This window comes from Rheinheimera marina (genome assembly GCF_042654345.1).
GTDB classification, from domain to species: domain Bacteria; phylum Pseudomonadota; class Gammaproteobacteria; order Enterobacterales; family Alteromonadaceae; genus Pararheinheimera; species Pararheinheimera marina.
In genome coordinates this window covers 508,036-525,396 of the sequence record NZ_JBHSGB010000010.1, presented here as the reverse complement: position 1 = coordinate 525,396, position 17,361 = coordinate 508,036, and the positions used below count along the sequence as shown (strand labels likewise).

Here is a 17,361-nt window from a genome sequence, read left to right as displayed (position 1 = left end):
ACTGCCCGCCCGCAACGCTTTGGGTCGGGTTTCTGATGAATATTGGTATTTTTTACGGTTCTACCACCTGCTATACCGAGATGGTGGCAGAGAAAATTCAGGCCATGCTGGCATTAGAGCCGAGCCTGCCGGATGGCAGCAGTGTAACACTTCACAATATTAAACAGCAGCCTTTGTCGTTGGTCAGCCAGTATGACCTGTTGATTTTTGGCATCTCAACCTGGGATTTCGGCGAACTGCAGGAAGACTGGGAAGCACATTGGGACCAGGTCAGTACGCTGGACTTGTCCGGCAAGCTGGTGGCTATTTACGGCATGGGCGACCAAATTGGTTACAGCGAGTGGTTTGTCGACGCGCTAGGCATGCTGCACGGTGCCATTGCCAGCCAGCCCTGTATCCGGCTTGGCTTCTGGCCAAACCAGGGCTATGACTTTACCGCGTCCAAAGGCTTAACTGAGGATGGCAACGCCTTTGTTGGCCTGGCCCTGGATGAAGAAAATCAGTATGACCAAACCGATGAACGCTTAGGGCAGTGGCTGAACCAACTGATGGACGAGCTGGTCAACCTGGCTTAAGGCTGCGCCTGATGCGGTGCCAGCATCACTTGCTGGTACAGCTGCTGCCTTTGTACTTGCTGATGGGCGCCCAGCAACTTTTGCAATAAGGCCGGATCGGTATTTTTGCTGGCGGCCAGATAGGTCTGCTGCTCCAGCTCTTTGATGGCTAATACAAAACGAACCGTACCTGCCGGCAGTTTCAGCTGTTGTTCGGTATCGGGAATGGCCATGGCGTCGTCGATCACGTAATCCACTTTGCCGTTGAGCAATAAACGCCAGCTCTCCAGAATATCGGCCGCCAGCTGAATATCCCGCCCGGCTTTCAGGCCATAAGACTCCAGTACTTCGACGGCGAAATCATCACGTTGTGCCGCAACAGAATAATTCTGCAGTTGCTCAGGCCGGCTTGGGTTTAAATCTGTCCGTTCCGCCAGCCGGGTTAAGCCCAACCTATAGCTGGCCACAGGGCCAATCCAGTGAAATTCCGTTTCCCGCTCCGGGGTGCGGGCCATATTATAGATCAGTACATTCGGCGTATGGCTGGCAATGTAATAAGCGCGGGCCCAAGGGTAAACTTCAATGCGGGCATCCAGACCTGCCTGCTTTAACACGGCTTTGACGATAGAAGTGCTGATACCGGCCACATCCCCATTCTCCAGTGTCTGGTGAGGAGGCGACAGTTCAGTGACTATCCGTAACGCCGGCTGCTGGCTCTCGGCCTGACAGGCCACACTGAGCACAACCATCGACAATACAATCAGATACCTGTACATACTTAAGGTTTGTCCTTTCACTGCAACTACATTGCCAGCCTAGCTGAGCACCACACAAAACTCCAACGACAGAAAGAATAAGGGCGACAATTACGTCGCCCTGCACTCTGCTCAGCCCAGCTTAGCCCTTCAGCACTTCGGCCATGGCTTTGGCAAAATAATCAATATTGCTATGGTTCAGGCCCGCGATACTGACCCGGCTTGAACCCACCATATAGATGCTGTAGTCCTTACGCAGCTGTTCGATTTGTTCTTTGTTAATACCCAGGAACGAGAACATGCCGTGTTGGCGGGTAATAAAACTGAAGTCCTGTGCAATACCCTGCTCTTTGAACTTATCGATAATCAGCTGACGGTAGTTGTTAATGCGGTTACGCATTTCAGCCAGTTCCTGATGCCATAAAGCCGTCAGCTCTGCGCTATTCAGAATATGGCTGACCAGAATGGCACCGTGCGCAGGTGGCATTGAATAAATGCTGCGCACCACAGCCAGCAGCACGGACCTGGCGATATCCGCCGTTTTGCTGTCGGCCGTGATTACACTGACGGCACCGATACGTTCACGGTATAAACCGAAGTTTTTCGAACAGCTGCTGCACAGCAATAATTCCGGCACTAAATCAGCCAGGTAACGCAAACCTTGGGTGTCTTCATCCAGACCTAAACCAAAACCCTGATAAGCCATATCGACCAGCGGCGTGAAACCTTTTTCTTTGGCCAATTCAGCAAACTGCTGCCACTGGGCAAAGTTCAGGTCCATACCACTTGGGTTGTGGCAGCAGGCATGCACCAGCACCACATCACCAGCTGGCACTGTGGCCAGCTCTGCCATCATGGCGTCAAACTTCAGGCCTTTGGTTTCCCAATCGTAGTAGGAATATTCTTTCACTTTCAGGCCAGCCGCCTGAAACAGTGACACGTGGTTTGCCCAGGTTGGGTTGGTCACCCACACCGTGGCGTCGGGATTGGCTTTTTTAATAAATTCAGCAGCAACCCGCAGTGCACCTGTACCACCTGGCGTATGGGCCGTCACGACACGGCCCGCTAACAACACCTGATGGGCAGGGCCAAAGGCCAGCTTTTCGATATGGCTGTTAAAGGACAAATCACCGGCCATACCGATGTAGGTTTTGCTGTCTTCCAGTTTCAGGCGTAAAGCTTCCGCTTCTTTGACGCATTTCAGTACTGCGGTATGACCATTTTCGTCTTTATACACACCGACGCCGAGGTCCACTTTTTGTGGATTAGGGTCTTCTTTGTAGGCGGCCATTAAGCCCAGAATCGGATCAATTGGTGTCGGCTGTAAGTGCGAAAACATAGTATGTACCTGTTAGTCCTGAGTGTAAGTGAATTTCAGTGTTGCTTATGATGCGGGCAGCAGGGCCGGCAACACAAGACAAAGCGCCACAAGCCTGACCAGCGCCTCTGTATGATAGGCCTGACGCCGGAACGCTTCAGCGTCAATAATACCTGCCACTGAGCCATCTGCCCGCAGCAACGGCAGGCAAGCTTCTGACAATACTTTCGGGTCACAGGTGTAGTACTCACCACCTGCCGTCAAATAAGCGGTCACATCGTTAATAATTTTGGCTTTGCCAGACAAGCCAACAGTGCTGTTGTTGCTGATTTGCGCAAATTCAGCAGTCAGCGGAAACTCAGCCCGTGACGCGGCGCCAAAATACGCCAGCTTCACCAGCACCGGCTCACCTGCACTGTTGCTGCGAGCCTGATAAATACCAAACCAGTCGCTATGGCTTGCTGCCTGATAATCAGCAACCAGCGCCGTCAATTGTTGCAAGCTTTGCGTGGTTGCCGCCGAGCTACCAATAGTCGCGGCCAGATCATAAGGCTCGTCAGCCAACTGACCGAATAAAGAACAGGCGCCACCTTCACCCAGCTCAGGCACCTGATACTGCCACTGCAGCTCAGAGGCTGCAACCGGAGCCAATTGCGTTAAGCGGCTGACTTCGGCAGCGATCGCCTGGTGTTGGTCGTGCAACAGGCTGGTTAAGCCAGCCTGCTGCAGATAAAATTCGATTGACAATTCAGCCATCCAGATTTCTAAAAATTGGCGTTAGTTTACCAGATGCCCGGCTTTTGCCAACGGCTTTTTTAGACCGAAATCAAGGGTTCTGCCGTCGTTGTGCAATAAGCTGCTTGCAGCGCAAAGGCAGCTTGTTTATCGTGCCGTTTTTAATTGGAAGGAAGCAGGCAATGAGCGGAACCAAACTCTCTTTAGCCGACTGGCAACAACAACTGGGCCGAGCCGACAGCAAGGCAGAAACCTCGTCTGCCGATGGTCTGGTGTACAGCACCGATCAAGGCCGGATCAAAACGCCGGCAACTCCGGCTGAGCCTGCAAAAGGTTTTGCCGATGGCAAATTGCGGCTTAAACGCGAAACCAAAGGCCGCAACGGCAAAGCCGTGATCACTATTGCCGGCATTACAGAAGGCCCGCAGCGGTTGAATGAAATTGCGGCACTGCTGAAGAAAAAATGTGGCTGTGGTGGCGCCGTCAAAGATGGTGTGGTTGAAATTCAGGGTGACAACAGGGAGCTGATTGTCGCAGAGCTGGAAAAACTGGGTTACAGCTGTAAATGGGCAGGAGGTTAACTCTTTCTGCAAAAGTGCGGCCGTCAGATGGCGGGGCAAGCCCCGCCACTGCACCAAATCAGTCGGCTTTTGAAACACCAACCATGGCTGGCCGTAACAGGCGGCCGTTCAGCTCAAAGCCTTTTTGCATCACAAACACTACGGTGTTCGCTGGCAGATCCGGATTCGGGATCATCGACATGGCCTGGTGCTTCTCAGCACTGAAAGGCTCACCTTGCGGATCGATTTGCTGCACGCCATTTTTGGCCAGTGTATCCAGCAGGCTTTTCAGCGTTAAATCCACCCCTTCGGCCAGCGCTTTTTGAGCTTCATCTTCACGATTGATAAAGGTCAGAGCCCGCTCCAGGTTGTCGACAACCGGCAACAAATCGGCTGAAAACTTTTCCAGCGCAAATTTATGCGCTTTTTCGATATCCATCGACGCACGGCGACGAATGTTGTCCGCTTCGGCTTTAATACGCAGCATTAAATCGTGCTGTTCCGCCAGTTGGGCTTTGCTTTGTTGCAGTTCGCTGTCCAGTTTGGCCACCAGCTCCTGTTCAGGAGTCAGTTCCACATTGTCTTGCTCTGCTGCGGCCTCCGCCGTCTGTTGTTGTTCAGTCTGCACTTTCTCTTGCTCGCTCATTCGTTACTACTCCAATCAAAGTCCGCTTATTATGGGGATTGATTCAGATGATTCAAGTTAAAAAACATTCGCTGCGCGACCGCTTCGACCAGAGGCACAAAGCGGCCATAGTTCATCCGGCTTGGCCCCAACAACGCGATAAAACCATGAGGTTCGGCCCGGTAGCGGGCGCAGACTAGGCTGACTTTGGCCAGCTGTTCAATACCACACTCCAGCCCCAGCAATAATTTGGTTTGCTGATCCTGCGTCACTGGCCGCAGTAATTGCACCAGGCAAGAGGCGTCAGACAGTACTTCCGCCACTTGCTGCAACGCCGGATCGGTCTGGTAATCCCGCCCTTGCATCAGTTGGTGTTGACCAAAAATTAACGGCTGATGCTGAGCCACTTCATCCAGGCTCAACTGTGCCAGAGCATTTTGCACCAGCACTTGCACCACACCGGATTCCTGGCGGGCCAGCAACGCCAGCCGCGAGATGCCATCCAGCCAGTCTTCACCGGCCAATGCAGCATTGAGCAAACACAACACCCGCCCCAACACGGACTGGTCAATCAAGTCATCGTGGTACAACACCCGGTGCAGGATATCGCCGTCTTCGTCTATGACCACCAGCAATAAACGCTGGGTGGCCAACCGCACCAGGTCGACCTGCCGGATCACCCGGCCCTGACCTTTGGGCGCGCTGACAATACTCACCAGGCCCGTTAAGTCCGCCAGTAACTGACCTGCTTGCTGACATAACAGCGACACCGGTAGCTGCGGTGTCAATTGGGTCTGGATCGCATCCTGCCAGCGGCTCGAAACCGGTTCAAACTGCAGCATCTTATCGATAAATAACCGGATGCCGCTGGTGGTTGGTACCCGACCCGCCGAGGTATGCGGCGAACGGATAAAGCCTTGCTGCTCCAGTTGCATCATGGTGTTACGAACCGTGGCTGAGCTGACTCCCAATTCATCATGATCAGCCAGCAGCTTGGACGAAACGGGTAAACCGTCGGCCAGATACTGCTCGACAATCAGCTTTAAAATTAACTCGGGCCTGCTTAGCTGCACTCTGTAACCACACAACTTCATTAGAAATACCGGGCTATTGTGGGGGCTACGGCCAAAATATCAACCCCTTTGCCGGGCCAGACAACTGCGGCTATACTGGCCCGAACCTTGAAAGGCGCGGATCACAAAGGAAGATGAGCAGCAGTTTCAGACGAATAGGCCTGATTGGAAAACCTAACCACGAAGGGGCCAACGCCACCTTATTGGCGCTGTATCAGTTCTTACAGCAGCGCCAGCTTGAAGTGCGGATAGAGCAGCGGGTGGCTGAATCCCTGCAGCTTGACCCGGCATTGAGCCGCGACCTGGTGGACTTAGGCAAAGACTGCGACTTGGCCATAGTGGTGGGTGGCGATGGCAATATGCTGGGTGCAGCCCGGGTCTTTGCCCGCTTTGGTGTGCCTGTGCTTGGGGTGAACCGGGGGAATCTCGGCTTTCTGACCGACTTGTCGCCGGAAAACTTTGCTGAACCTTTAACTCAGGTACTGGCCGGTAATTTCGTCACCGAACAACGCAATTTACTGCAGGTGGAAGTGCACCGGCATGACAGCGTGAAAAGCAGCAATACGGCGGTAAACGAAGCCGTACTGCACGCCGACAAAGTCGCTCACATGATTGAGTTTGAAGCCTACATTAATGGTGAGTTTGTGTTCAGCCAGCGCTCCGACGGCCTGATCATCAGTACGCCAACAGGCTCAACCGCTTATTCCCTGTCAGGTGGCGGCCCCATCCTGACGCCAGAGCTGGATGCGATGAGCCTGGTCCCTATGTTTCCGCACACCTTAAGCAGCCGACCTTTGGTGGTGTCCGGCACCAGTGAAATTCTGCTAAAGGTCTCGCCAGCCAATGATGCTCACTTGCAGGTAAGCTGCGACAGTCATGTCATACTGGCGGTCATGCCAGGTGATGAAATCCGCATCCGTAAACACCCCAAACCACTTACACTGGTGCATCCGCCAGGCTACAGCTACTACAAAGTACTGCGCAGTAAACTGGGCTGGGGCAGCAAACTTTATTAAATTTTCAACAGCCGCTTGCGACCACCAAGATTACTGTATAAATTAACAGTAATTAAATTTGGGGGGCCAAAATGCTGAACCATCTCCACATCAGTAACTTTGCGATAGTCCGCGCGCTGGAATTAGACTGGCGCGCCGGCATGACCACCATTACCGGCGAAACCGGCGCAGGTAAATCCATTGCGCTGGATGCCTTGTCCTTGTGTCTGGGAGAACGGGCAGATGGTGAAGTGGTGCGCCCCGGTGCCGAAAAAGCCGACATTGTTGCCACCTTCGATTTGTCTGCACTGGACAGCGCAAAACACTGGTTGCAGGAACAAGACCTGGCCATGGGACAAGAGTGCATTGTACGCCGGGTGATTAGCGCGGAAGGCCGCTCCCGGGCTTATATCAACGGAGTGCAGGTTCCAGCCCAGCAACTAAAAGCTCTGGGTCAGCACTTGTTGTGCATTCACGGTCAGCACGCACATCAATTGCTGCTGAAAAACGACTATCAGCGCCAGTTGCTGGACGCATTTGCCCATAGCCATACGGCACTGGCGCAGTGCCGTCAGCTGCATAAACTGTGGCAACAACTGAAAGCCGATTACCGCGAACTGCAACAGAACCAACAACAACGTGAAGCACAGCGCCAGTTACTGGAGTATCAGGTGGCTGAACTCGACCAGTTCGCCCCCGCCGAAGACGAATTCCCGCAGCTGGAGCTGGAGCAACAAAAACTCAGCAACAGCCATAGTTTGATCCAGGCCAGTCAGCAATCGCTGCAATTGCTGTATGACCACGACGATGGCAACAGTTATCAGTTGCTGCGGCAAGCCAGCGCTCAGCTGGAAGACTACCTGGACGTGGATACCGAACTGCAACCTATGTATCAGATGCTGCAGGACGCCTTGGTTCAGGTGGAGGAAGCCAGCCGTGAATTGCGCCGTTACAGTGAAAAAGTCGAGGTGGACCCGGAGCGTCTGCAGGAAGTTGATCAGCGCCTGAGCCAGTGGCTGCAATTAAGCCGTAAGCATCAGACCGCAGCAGAGCAGCTGGTTGAGCACCATCAACTGCTGCAACAACAATTGGCTGAACTGGCAGGCGATGACGAACGCCTGCATCAGCTTGACAGTGACATACTGCAGGCGCAACAACAGTATGCGCTGGCGGCTCAGCAGTTAACGGAGCAACGCCAGAGTGCGGCACTGGATTTATCAGAGCGCATCGCCAGCAGTATGGCGGAACTGTCGATGGCCAATGCACGTTTCCATATTGCTGTGGAGCCGATGGGCATCGACAAGGCAGGCAAAGAAGGCTGGGACCAGGTGGAATTCCTGGTGTCGACCAACCCGGGTCAGCCGCTGCAGGCTCTGCACAAAGTGGCCTCTGGCGGTGAGCTGTCGCGGATCAGTCTGGCCATTCAGGTGATCCTGGCTGATAAAGTGACCACGCCGACATTAATTTTTGATGAAGTCGACGTGGGGATCAGTGGCCCGGTAGCCGCGGGTGTTGGCCGTCTGTTGCGGCAACTGGGTGATAACACACAAGTGATTTGTGTGACGCACTTACCGCAAGTGGCCAGCCAGGGGCATCAACAGCTGTTTGTTGAAAAATACACTGATGGTATTGCGACAGAAACCCGCATCCGCACCTTAACGGATGAAGAGCGTGTGCAGGAAATTGCCCGGTTGCTGGCTGGCGAAAATGTCAGTGCCAGTGCCATCGCCAATGCCCGTGAGCTGCTGTGTGCGCCTTAAGCGCATGCAGCCTGATGTAAATAATCAGCGCTGAACTTCTGTAAAAAGCCACAGTCAGAGAAGGACTTTAATTTCAGCCCAAGCTTGCGGTATGATGCCGCCAGACTTTTTCAGATGAAGATGACCATGAATTCTGTAGTAACCCGCGCCCTGATGCTGGCAACAGCCCTGAGCCTGACTGCGTGCAGCAGCTGGATTTACCGTATCGACATTCCACAAGGTAATTTTCTGGAACAGAAAGATATCGATAAACTGCGCGTGCATATGACCAAAGAGCAGGTGCGCTTTGTTTTGGGTAACCCAGTGGCAGAAAACGCCTTCGACGACCAAACCTGGCACTATTTTTATTCACTCAAAGGCGGCCGCGGCAGCAACTTTGAGAAACAGCTGGTCGCCCGTTTTGATCAGGAAGGTAAGTTACTGGATATTTCTGGTGACTTTGATAAACCAGCCCAATTCAATACACCGCTGGATATCTGACACCTGACGCATTAAAAAAGCCTGCTTCGGCAGGCTTTTTCGTTGTGAGTGACCCGTCCTTATTCCGTAGCCTCGGCCGAAGCATGGGGTCGCCCACCTGTAGTTTTATCTGCCCGCCCTTCTTCTTTGGCTTTTTCGGCCCGACGGCGGCGCATATCTTTCGGATCTGCGATCAAAGGCCGGTAGATTTCAATCCGGTCGCCTGCTTTGACTGTATCAGTCAACTTGCAGGTGCGACTCCACAGCCCGACTTTATTCTGCGTCAGGTCGATTTCAGGATGAATTCGCAAAATGCCTGAGGATTCAATCACCTGCTGAACTGACGCGTCCGCCGCCACACTGACACTTAATAAACTTTGTTTTTCCGGGGTGGCGTAGGCCACTTCTACGGCAATCTGCTCACGCATTCGGGGCTCCGTACACTTGTTTTGCTCTTTGGGTAAAAGCTCCCACCATTGCGGCCGTCAGTTCGTTAAACACCTTGCCAAAGGCAAACTCGACCAGTCTGTTGGAGAACTCAAACTCCAGCTTTAACACCACCTTGCAGGCTTGTTCGTTTAAAGGCACAAAACTCCAGCCACCACTTAACGCTTTAAAAGGGCCGGACTCCAGCTGCATACGAATTTCGCTGTTGGGAACCAAGGTATTGCAGGTGGTGAACTGCTGACTGATCCCGGCCTTTTTTACTTCCAGACAAGCCCGCATCTGCTGCGCACTTTGCGACAATACATCCGCTTTACTGCAACCTGGTAAAAACTCAGGATAGCTGGGTACATCGTTTACCAGATTGTACATTTGCTCGGCGCTGTAAAAAACCAGTGCGCTGCGCTCAATTTGTGGCATACTCTCTCCCCTTAATGCAGGCGGCGATTGTAACAGATCTGCGCCTTGCCTCAACGCCTCTGACTGGCAACAGCCATTGCGATGGACTCTTCAGCTTCTTTTTATTTCTGAGCATGAGCAAAAAACAGAACTCTAAAAATCAGGGCGGCACCATAGCCCTGAACCGAAAAGCCCGGCACGAGTATTTCCTTGAAGACAAGTACGAAGCCGGCATCAGCCTGCAAGGCTGGGAACTTAAAAGTATCCGCCAGGGCAAAGTGAACCTGTCAGACAGCTATGTCATTTTAAAAGATGGCGAAGCCTTTCTGTTTGGTGCACAAATTCAGCCATTAAACAGTGCGTCCAGCCACGTCATTTGTGACCCGGAACGTTCACGTAAGTTGTTACTGAATAAAAGGGAAATCAGCCGGCTGATTGGCGCCAAAGAACGTGATGGTTACACCATGGTGGCAACAGCCATGTACTGGAAAGCCTGCTGGGTCAAGCTGGAGTTCTACCTGGCCAAGGGTAAAAAATCCTTTGATAAGCGCGACGACATCAAAGACCGCGACTGGTCTCGTGAAAAAGAACGTATGATGAAGCACACAGCCCGTTAAGCTGCTGTGCTTGAAACTGGTGATTTCATCACCATATAGACTTTAACTGCAGGCCTAAACCAAATTATTGGTTGTGGCCCCTGCAGTGGCGGCGTAAAATGCCGCTGTAACTTTAGTGTTTTATGAACACCTGAATTCGGGGCTGATTCTGGATTCGACGGGATTCACGAACTCTGAGGTGCATGCCGAGGTGCGGTAGGCCTCGTAAAAAAGCCGCAAACTAGTAGTCGCAAACGACGAAACTTACGCAATCGCTGCCTAATAAGCAGTAGATGCTCTCCCCCCCGCGCATGCCTGTAAGCCGGGACTTTGGGAGATCACCCCTAACAGGATCGCATGGAGGCTTTGTCCGGAGCCAAGATGCTAAAACCAATCGGACTCGCCCGACGATAGCCTGCCAGCTGGCGCTCATAGGGTTAACCAAATAACTGGCTAAGCATGTAGTACCAATGGGCTAGGTTTTTCGGACGGGGGTTCAAATCCCCCCAGCTCCACCACATCGAAGACTAAGCAAGTCTATAACAGGCTACGAACCCCGCGTCACTGCGGGGTTTTTTATTGCCTTGTGTTCTGTAGAGGTCTATTCTGGGTTAGCAGATACCCCCGACAATTAGGGGTATATCTGGGGGTTCATTGGGGTATCAGTAAATCAGTACCCCCAAACAGATACCCCCTCACGTTTTTAGCCCAGAACCAGTACACCGGAGCCAGCACATGCCGCTTTCAGCTACACAGGTAGACAAAGCCAAACCCCAGGACAAGGACTACAAGCTTTCCGATGAAAAGGGGCTGTTCCTGCTGGTCAAACCGTCCGGCTCCAGATACTGGCGCATGAAATACCGTTTTGTTGGCAAAGAGCGACTACTGGCTTTAGGTGTATACCCTGACGTATCGCTAAAGGATGCTCGGCTTGCCAGAGACGAAGCTCGCAAACTGCTGGCCCAGGGTATCGACCCCAGCGCAGAAAAGCAGGCACGTAAACTGGCCAGCCACCAATCGGCCACGAATAGCTTTGAAGCCGTAGCCAGAGAATGGCTGCTGGTCAAAATGACAGACAAGAGCAAGACCCATCAAGATCGGACGCGCAGTGCTTTGGAAAAAGACCTGTTCCCGTATATCGGCAGCAAGCCTATAGCCGACATTACCCCGCTTGAGTTGCTTTCCACCCTTCGACGCATTGAGCGCCGGGGTGCCATCGAGACAGCACACAGAGCCAAACAGACAGCTGGCCAGGTTATCCGCTTTGCCATTGCTACAGGCCGGGCTGAACGCGATATCAGCGCTGACTTGAAAGGCGCACTAAAGAACCCGGTCGAAACTCATTTTGCTGCCATCACAACCCCCGCTGACGTTGGCCACTTGCTAACGGCAATAGACGGGTACAGCGGCACCAGCATTGTGAAATCCGCATTACAGCTATCACCTTTGCTGTTTTGTCGCCCTGGCGAACTGCGGCAGCTGGAATGGGCCGAGGTAGACTTTGAGCAAGCACGAATTGAATTGCCTGCCGAAAAGATGAAAATGCGCCAGCCGCACATCATCCCACTGAGTAAACAAGCGCTGGCCGTGCTGGAAGAATTACGGCCATTAACTGGGCACGGCAAGTACGTGTTCCCATCCCCCCGTGGGGCAAGCCGGCCACTATCCGAAAACGGAGTCAGAACCGCGCTCAGAGCGCTTGGCTATGACAATGACACCATGACCCCACACGGTTTTAGAGCAATGGCCAGAACGCTACTAGATGAAGTTCTGGGAATGCGCGTTGAATGGATAGAGCAGCAGCTGGCTCACGCCGTTAAAGATGCCAATGGCCGAGCCTACAACCGGACTAAACACTTACCACAGCGTTTTGAAATGATGCAGCAATGGGCCGACTACCTGGACACATTGCGGATCAGCGCCAGCAGTACCAACGTAATTCCGGCTAGATTCGGCCAGAAATCCAACTAACTCAGAGAGGCTATAGCAATGCAGACTATTGATAACAATGTCAGTCGAATGGAGGTTGTGTCCTTTAATCCGGCAATCAACCAGCGAAAAGAAAAGGTAGCTTTGCAAATGATTACAGAGCTGGCCGAAACCACACATATTGCTCAACAGGTAGAAGCCTTATTTTATGTTCGCCAGATAGAGCAAGGGTGTTTGCCTGGCTCTTTGCTGGCAGGCCCATTTAATGACGAACAAACAGCAAGGCAGCACCAGCAAAACCACAGTAAGTCTGGTGTTTTTCGCGAGACGATAATCTGATGCGCGGTAGTTCTGCCAAGAGGCGAAAGCTGCAACCCCTGTTACCTGTGGAATATTGCAGGCTTGATCGTGCGGCCAGAATGCTTGAGTGTGAAGTGGAGGACTTGCTTCACTGGGGGGCGACCTACGCAATAAAGCTGCATTATCAAGCAACCGGCTTAAAGGCTTACACTACCTTTAATAGTGATCAAATGAATTACATAAGGACTATTGACGGCTTCAACCAAGGAAATGAAATCAATTGGAAGGTTACAGATAAGCATACTTTCCGCTTCCAGGATTTTTACAAAAATATTAACCCAGCGAAACTAGCCGCTTCACAACAAAAACCTGGCTACGAAAGTGAATTAATGCAATTCGTTAGCTTATTTGGTTTGTTTGAAGTGCTTGAAAACTGCTTAGATGAACTATACCGACAAGGAAGTGTTGATCTAATTTTTTTGATTTTGACTAAGCCAGAGACAAAAGAAGAGTTTTTATTTTTTGCTCCTTTCACCATTGAACCCTCCCAACTTTTTATTACAAAAAGTGAACTGGACAAGATTTATCAGTCAATAACAACAGGTAGCCAATTAATTAAGAACAAAGGAACGACAATCTCACCAGCGGCAATGCAGCTCATTTCTAATGCCAAGGCAGCAGCAGAACGAAACAGCGCGCCGAGGGCTGAATTAGTGCTTTCACTGCTGGAGCTGGTGCTGGGCGAAGACAGCTCGCTAATTGATAACCCTTACAAGTTATATGAATGGGTTAACCAGCAATTGCAAAAAGCAAAGATCATTGAGCCGGAAATCACACAACAAGCCTTTGCTGACATTTTAAGCAAAGCAAAGTCGGCAAGAAAAACCAGGCTCAAAAACCCAAGTTAAGCCACTACACAAGTTAAGCGTATCTTTACCCACTAACTTTGGGACTTAGCGTCAGCAATCACAGCACCATACCCATGAAGGCTAAACAAACCTAAAGGGGTTTAATATGAACAACACGCAAGACAAACCACGCCTGATCCGCCGCTCAGAAGTGCTGCAACGAGTGAGCCTCTGTAAAGCGACCATCTACAACCACATGAACGCTGGCACCTTTCCCCGCCCGGTATCCGTAGGTGGGCGTCGGGTCGCATGGCTCGAAAGTGATATTGACCTGTGGATAGCAGAACGCCTGGCCGAAGCTGGCCGGGTTGCGGCATAAGGGGGCGGTATGACAGACAAAAATAAGGCCGCCAACGGCAGCCCAATCAATCAAAACGAAAAGCACCAGCAGTTTACCCACATCAGCCCAGAAACAGCAAAGGCATTGTTGCCCACCCAAAATGAACGGGTGTTGCTGGCCCTGCTCAGCCTTGGCCAGTTAACCTGCCAACAGGCAGAGAAGCCACCTATTAATGCCCGGCACCTTAACAGTGTGATCAGTGAGCTGGCCAACCGCCACCACCTGAACGTTGTGCGGGAAAAGACGGACGCAACAGGCTACGGCGGGGTGAGCTGCCAGTTAACCAGCTACAGCTTGCCGCAGGCAGAGCTTGAACCAGGCTTACGCCTGCTGAATAACTGGCGCACAAAGCGAAAAGCGGCCCCGCTCCAACTAAGTGACATTGAGCATGAACCTATATCGTCACTACTCAACGTAAAAGCGGCGTTCTATGTTCGCTCTATGACCAAAGGACACCGGACCATTGCCGGGCCATTCACTACAGCCAGTGCAGCCAAAGCAGCGGCTATGGCTTCAAATGGCGTTGTTTACTTCGAGCAATGGCTAAGCGATGGTGCCTGATGATAAAAGCCCGACAACGGCCTGATGTGCTGTTTGTTCAGGAACCCCACGTTTCACAGTTTGGCTTACTCCCGGCTTTAATCGCAGCAGACCTGTATTTCTGGCTGGTGCGTCTTGAAAAGCCGGAGCGCTGGGTTGAGCAAGCATACTGGGGAGAACTGTTTGCGGTGTCCTGTGACACGGTAGCCCGCAGCATAGGCAAACTCAGGCCCATAATTAACAAGGCGCGCACCCGGCGCTGCTTACATGGCAGGCTGGTTGCTGGTGCAAATAAATACACACTCAATCCGAAGGGGGATAGTTTCATGGCTGGCGGCAGCAGCAAAAAACTGAACAACCTAGACCCACCCGATCCTCAGGTGTTCCCTATTAGCTTTATCGGCGTGGCTAAGCAACTTAATGCAGGTGTCAGAGTTCCAGAGCTTGCTTGGTTTCTATGCCGGTTAGCCTGGAGAGTTCATATTAACGAACGTAAGACCGGGGAAAGTGGCTGGGGGTATTTTCAAAGCGCAGCGGAGCTGGCCAGGTATTGCGGTGTTGGTTCTGACTCATTGCGTAAGTTCAGCGCTATCGCAAAGAACGCGGGGCTGGTGCTGGTGAATGTGGAGCGAAAATCCATTGTTATTCCACCTGGGCCACCGGAAAGGCTGTTACTGGCTCCCTTTCGCAGCTTGGAGGAAAAGCGCAAAAATGGGCTGAATGCAGTTTTAGAAGACCCGGACTGCTTTTGGCAGTACGACTATGTAGAAGACCAATTGGATCAACTCAAACGGGGCTAGGTCCGCCTGCCCCACTACCGCAATATTAACCCCAAGCACCACAGCAACAGGGTCAAATGCACCAGCCGTTAGGGTCAAATGCACCAACTGTCTGGAGCAAAAGCGCCAGCTTCCACAAAGTGACAGTTTCCAACACCACAACATAAGACAATCACACAAATGCTCAGGGGAAAGTGATCAAATGCTCAGCCCTTTGCCATACGGACGCTGTTAGCAATCCGTCCAGACTGCTCAGCATCACTCCAGAATTATCTGGATTAATCCAGAGTGCTCAGGGCATTAACGGTTAGTTCACGGTTAAATGCCACCACCGGCACCAGCTCAAACCAGCCGAGCACACCAGCTCAAACCAGCCGAGCGCACCAGGTCAACAGCGCAACCAATACGAGGTAAAAGCAGCTACCGCGTATAGCACGCGTGGACCACGCGTTATTGACGCGATAAGCACGCCAGAGCTGTCAGGTTGCCATGTTAACCCGCACGAACAACAGCAGCCGCCACAGGTACTATACAGGTATTGGCGAAATCACTGATTGCTTCCAGCCCACGCGCAGCAAGGCTTACAGCGATTTGTGAATTGTACTAGGTGAACAATTTAAACAGGCAGCGCCCCCCGTTACTCCCGGCACCTGTCACACAAATGCTCAGCCTTTATCGATGCCGATTTTTGCGGTGTTGAAGTGCCGATTTTTGCGGTGTTGAAGTGCCGATTTTTGCGGTGTTGAAGTGCCGATTTTTGCGGTGTCATAAGATAAATAAGTAAGATAGATAAATAAGATAGATAAGTAAGATTGTGTCCAAGAAAAATTAAACAAACGCTCAGCCTTTCGGTAACGACCATCGTCAGCCCTATACAACAAAGAACCCTATCTATCTGCTGATTAACAGCTGGAACATTTTTCATTACAGGCACCCTACACCTGCCGCGCCAGCCTGATCTGAGAGCAAGCACGGCTTGTCATATTTCGTTCTGCAATAACAAACCCGGTCTAACACAAGGCAACCCAGCAGCAGTAATGGCACAGGACATAGAACCCAGGCCCGACCGCAACAGCGTAAGGCTACTTAAAGCGCAGGCAGTATGCAGGCATTGGCGAAAACCCAGAATCGCTGCAAGCTCTGCTACGTGTGGCTTATAAGGCTAATTGGAATTTTACATTGTGGAATATTCGGAACCTCAATGAGAAGGCGCACACACTCCACCACCAGAGGCAACACACTGAGAGCACCGAGTCAGGAGCCGGTGCAAATGCACCGACAGTACGGAGCAAATGCAGCACGTAGCCACCAGGTAAAAAGGTACTGTGACAACCCCCCTTCAAACCGCGGGTGCAAAACGCGCACGGTTTCACACGTAAATGAATTTTAATGTTTTGGGGCTTTTCGTTTTCGCCAAGTATTGCGCAGCAGAATGCAGCACCAGCAAGGGGGGCAGAGGTTCAGTAACACGAAATCACCAGCGCCTTTCGGCCTGATTGGTGTATGGCCTAGGCGCTCAGGTGTGAGTGCATCGAAGGGGCATCAAAGGGGCTTAGAAGCTCGTATGGCCTAGGCGCTCAGGTGTGAGTGTCGGAGGCGCCACGCCGAAGCCTGGGGGTAAGGGGGATCTGATTCTCTGGGAGCTATAGGCCCGGACACCGACCCTTCCATCAGATTTTCATTTTCGCGAAAAATAAAATTAAAACCTGCCCCAGCACCAGCACCTGACCACTCAGCGTATATTGGCGTTACCCTCAACACAGGAGAAAGCAACGGTGAAGCAACTGAGAAAACAGTTAACAGCCTGGGGCACGTTCTGGAGAGAGCGGGAGCAACCAAAAGGCTTTAGCAGTACGTCACCCACTGCCAGTGTTATTGAGCAGGCTAAAACCGGGATATGGGCCACTACAAACCAATATAACGGCCATAGCCTCAGCTCCAGGTTACAAACCCCGCTATGGGTTCAGTTAATCGACGAAATGACAGAGCAGCTTTCCCAGGAACAATGTCGGGTACTCAACAAGCGTTACATTAAGGGCGGTGTATTAACGAACAGCGAAAAGCTGGTGCTGCTTTATGCTGAAATCTCACTCCAAGAAAAAATATTTTTGGCCCTGAATTAATGGTAACACCGTACAGATGGGGGTACTTTTGGGGGTACACAACAGAAAGACAACAACACAAACCACAATAAAACAATCACTTAAACGCAAAGTTCAATAGACCCCAGCCCAATGCAAAACCCCTGTCAGATGACAGGGGTTTTTGTTTTTAACTAGCGCTGCAATGGCG

Annotated in this window: 20 protein-coding genes and 1 other RNA gene; 14 read left to right on the top strand and 7 right to left on the bottom strand. The window is 51.8% G+C overall.

The annotated features are described in order from the left end of the window. Positions 1-35 precede the first annotated feature (35 nt). Complete coding sequence (gene fldB / locus ACFO3I_RS12060) at positions 36-575, top strand: flavodoxin FldB (RefSeq protein ID WP_377334231.1); 540 nt, start codon at positions 36-38, stop codon at positions 573-575. Here the strand turns inward: fldB and ACFO3I_RS12055 are convergent. The 3 genes from ACFO3I_RS12055 to ACFO3I_RS12045 form a co-directional block, all read right to left on the bottom strand. Further along, positions 572-1,330: a substrate-binding periplasmic protein gene (locus tag ACFO3I_RS12055; protein WP_377334230.1), complete on the bottom strand. Its 759-nt coding sequence runs from the start codon at positions 1,328-1,330 to the stop codon at positions 572-574. The genes fldB and ACFO3I_RS12055 overlap by 4 nt on opposite strands. A 121-nt stretch (positions 1,331-1,451) precedes the next feature. Then, positions 1,452-2,648, bottom strand: coding sequence for an amino acid aminotransferase (locus ACFO3I_RS12050; protein ID WP_377334229.1), 1,197 nt, complete (start codon positions 2,646-2,648; stop codon positions 1,452-1,454). A 45-nt stretch (positions 2,649-2,693) separates the two neighbouring features. Then, positions 2,694-3,383, bottom strand: coding sequence for a GAF domain-containing protein (locus tag ACFO3I_RS12045; protein ID WP_377334228.1), 690 nt, complete (start codon positions 3,381-3,383; stop codon positions 2,694-2,696). A gap of 161 nt (positions 3,384-3,544) precedes the next feature. On the opposite strand from ACFO3I_RS12045, the gene ACFO3I_RS12040 reads away from it, so the two are divergent. Then, complete coding sequence (locus ACFO3I_RS12040; RefSeq protein WP_377334227.1) at positions 3,545-3,943, top strand: translation initiation factor; 399 nt, start codon at positions 3,545-3,547, stop codon at positions 3,941-3,943. A gap of 58 nt (positions 3,944-4,001) precedes the next feature. Here the strand turns inward: ACFO3I_RS12040 and grpE are convergent, their stop codons facing one another. Both grpE and hrcA read right to left on the bottom strand, forming a co-directional pair. Continuing rightward, complete coding sequence (gene grpE / locus ACFO3I_RS12035; protein WP_377334226.1) at positions 4,002-4,568, bottom strand: nucleotide exchange factor GrpE; 567 nt, start codon at positions 4,566-4,568, stop codon at positions 4,002-4,004. Between the two features lie 29 nt (positions 4,569-4,597). Next, positions 4,598-5,641, bottom strand: a complete 1,044-nt coding sequence (gene hrcA / locus ACFO3I_RS12030; RefSeq protein ID WP_377334225.1) for a heat-inducible transcriptional repressor HrcA — start codon at positions 5,639-5,641, stop codon at positions 4,598-4,600. Between the two features lie 113 nt (positions 5,642-5,754). Between hrcA and nadK the strand changes: the two genes are divergently transcribed. The 3 genes from nadK (at position 5,755) to ACFO3I_RS12015 (ending at position 8,855) form a co-directional block, all read left to right on the top strand. Next, a complete protein-coding gene (nadK, locus tag ACFO3I_RS12025) occupies positions 5,755-6,636 on the top strand; it encodes an NAD(+) kinase (RefSeq protein WP_377334224.1) in 882 nt (293 codons plus the stop codon). A 71-nt stretch (positions 6,637-6,707) separates the two neighbouring features. Beyond that, complete coding sequence (gene recN / locus ACFO3I_RS12020; protein WP_377334223.1) at positions 6,708-8,375, top strand: DNA repair protein RecN; 1,668 nt, start codon at positions 6,708-6,710, stop codon at positions 8,373-8,375. 126 nt (positions 8,376-8,501) lie between these two features. Then, positions 8,502-8,855 (top strand): outer membrane protein assembly factor BamE, encoded by a 354-nt coding sequence (locus ACFO3I_RS12015; protein WP_377334222.1) that lies wholly within the window; start codon positions 8,502-8,504, stop codon positions 8,853-8,855. A gap of 59 nt (positions 8,856-8,914) precedes the next feature. Here ACFO3I_RS12015 and ACFO3I_RS12010 read toward each other — a convergent pair whose 3' ends face one another. Both ACFO3I_RS12010 and ACFO3I_RS12005 read right to left on the bottom strand, forming a co-directional pair. Next, positions 8,915-9,262, bottom strand: coding sequence for an RnfH family protein (locus ACFO3I_RS12010; protein ID WP_377334221.1), 348 nt, complete (start codon positions 9,260-9,262; stop codon positions 8,915-8,917). Beyond that, positions 9,255-9,698 (bottom strand): type II toxin-antitoxin system RatA family toxin, encoded by a 444-nt coding sequence (locus tag ACFO3I_RS12005; RefSeq protein WP_377334220.1) that lies wholly within the window; start codon positions 9,696-9,698, stop codon positions 9,255-9,257. The genes ACFO3I_RS12010 and ACFO3I_RS12005 overlap by 8 nt, the downstream gene beginning before the upstream one ends. 113 nt (positions 9,699-9,811) lie before the next feature. Here ACFO3I_RS12005 and smpB point away from each other — a divergent pair, with 113 nt between their 5' ends. The 9 genes from smpB to ACFO3I_RS11960 all read left to right on the top strand — a co-directional run bounded on the left by smpB (position 9,812) and on the right by ACFO3I_RS11960 (position 17,192). Then, positions 9,812-10,294, top strand: coding sequence for an SsrA-binding protein SmpB (gene smpB, locus ACFO3I_RS12000; RefSeq protein ID WP_377334219.1), 483 nt, complete (start codon positions 9,812-9,814; stop codon positions 10,292-10,294). Between the two features lie 138 nt (positions 10,295-10,432). Continuing rightward, positions 10,433-10,791: a transfer-messenger RNA gene (gene ssrA, locus ACFO3I_RS11995) on the top strand. Positions 10,792-11,008: 217 nt separating this feature from the next. Further along, on the top strand, positions 11,009-12,244 hold the full coding sequence (locus ACFO3I_RS11990; RefSeq protein ID WP_377334218.1) for a tyrosine-type recombinase/integrase: 1,236 nt from the start codon (positions 11,009-11,011) through the stop codon (positions 12,242-12,244). Between the two features lie 18 nt (positions 12,245-12,262). Then, positions 12,263-12,541, top strand: a complete 279-nt coding sequence (locus ACFO3I_RS11985; protein ID WP_377334217.1) for a hypothetical protein — start codon at positions 12,263-12,265, stop codon at positions 12,539-12,541. Continuing rightward, the gene (locus ACFO3I_RS11980; RefSeq protein WP_377334216.1) at positions 12,541-13,410 is read left to right on the top strand and encodes a hypothetical protein; all 870 of its coding nucleotides are present in this window, start codon (positions 12,541-12,543) and stop codon (positions 13,408-13,410) included. The genes ACFO3I_RS11985 and ACFO3I_RS11980 overlap by 1 nt, the downstream gene beginning before the upstream one ends. Before the next feature lie 106 nt (positions 13,411-13,516). After that, positions 13,517-13,729, top strand: coding sequence for a helix-turn-helix transcriptional regulator (locus tag ACFO3I_RS11975; protein ID WP_377334215.1), 213 nt, complete (start codon positions 13,517-13,519; stop codon positions 13,727-13,729). 9 nt (positions 13,730-13,738) lie between these two features. Then, positions 13,739-14,311 carry a hypothetical protein gene (locus ACFO3I_RS11970; protein WP_377334214.1) on the top strand — a complete coding sequence of 191 codons (573 nt, stop codon included), beginning with the start codon at positions 13,739-13,741 and terminating at the stop codon, positions 14,309-14,311. Continuing rightward, positions 14,311-15,090 carry a hypothetical protein gene (locus ACFO3I_RS11965; RefSeq protein ID WP_377334213.1) on the top strand — a complete coding sequence of 260 codons (780 nt, stop codon included), beginning with the start codon at positions 14,311-14,313 and terminating at the stop codon, positions 15,088-15,090. Before ACFO3I_RS11970 ends, ACFO3I_RS11965 begins: the two co-directional genes overlap by 1 nt. Before the next feature lie 1,754 nt (positions 15,091-16,844). Then, complete coding sequence (locus tag ACFO3I_RS11960) at positions 16,845-17,192, top strand: hypothetical protein (protein WP_377334212.1); 348 nt, start codon at positions 16,845-16,847, stop codon at positions 17,190-17,192. Positions 17,193-17,361 lie beyond the last annotated feature (169 nt).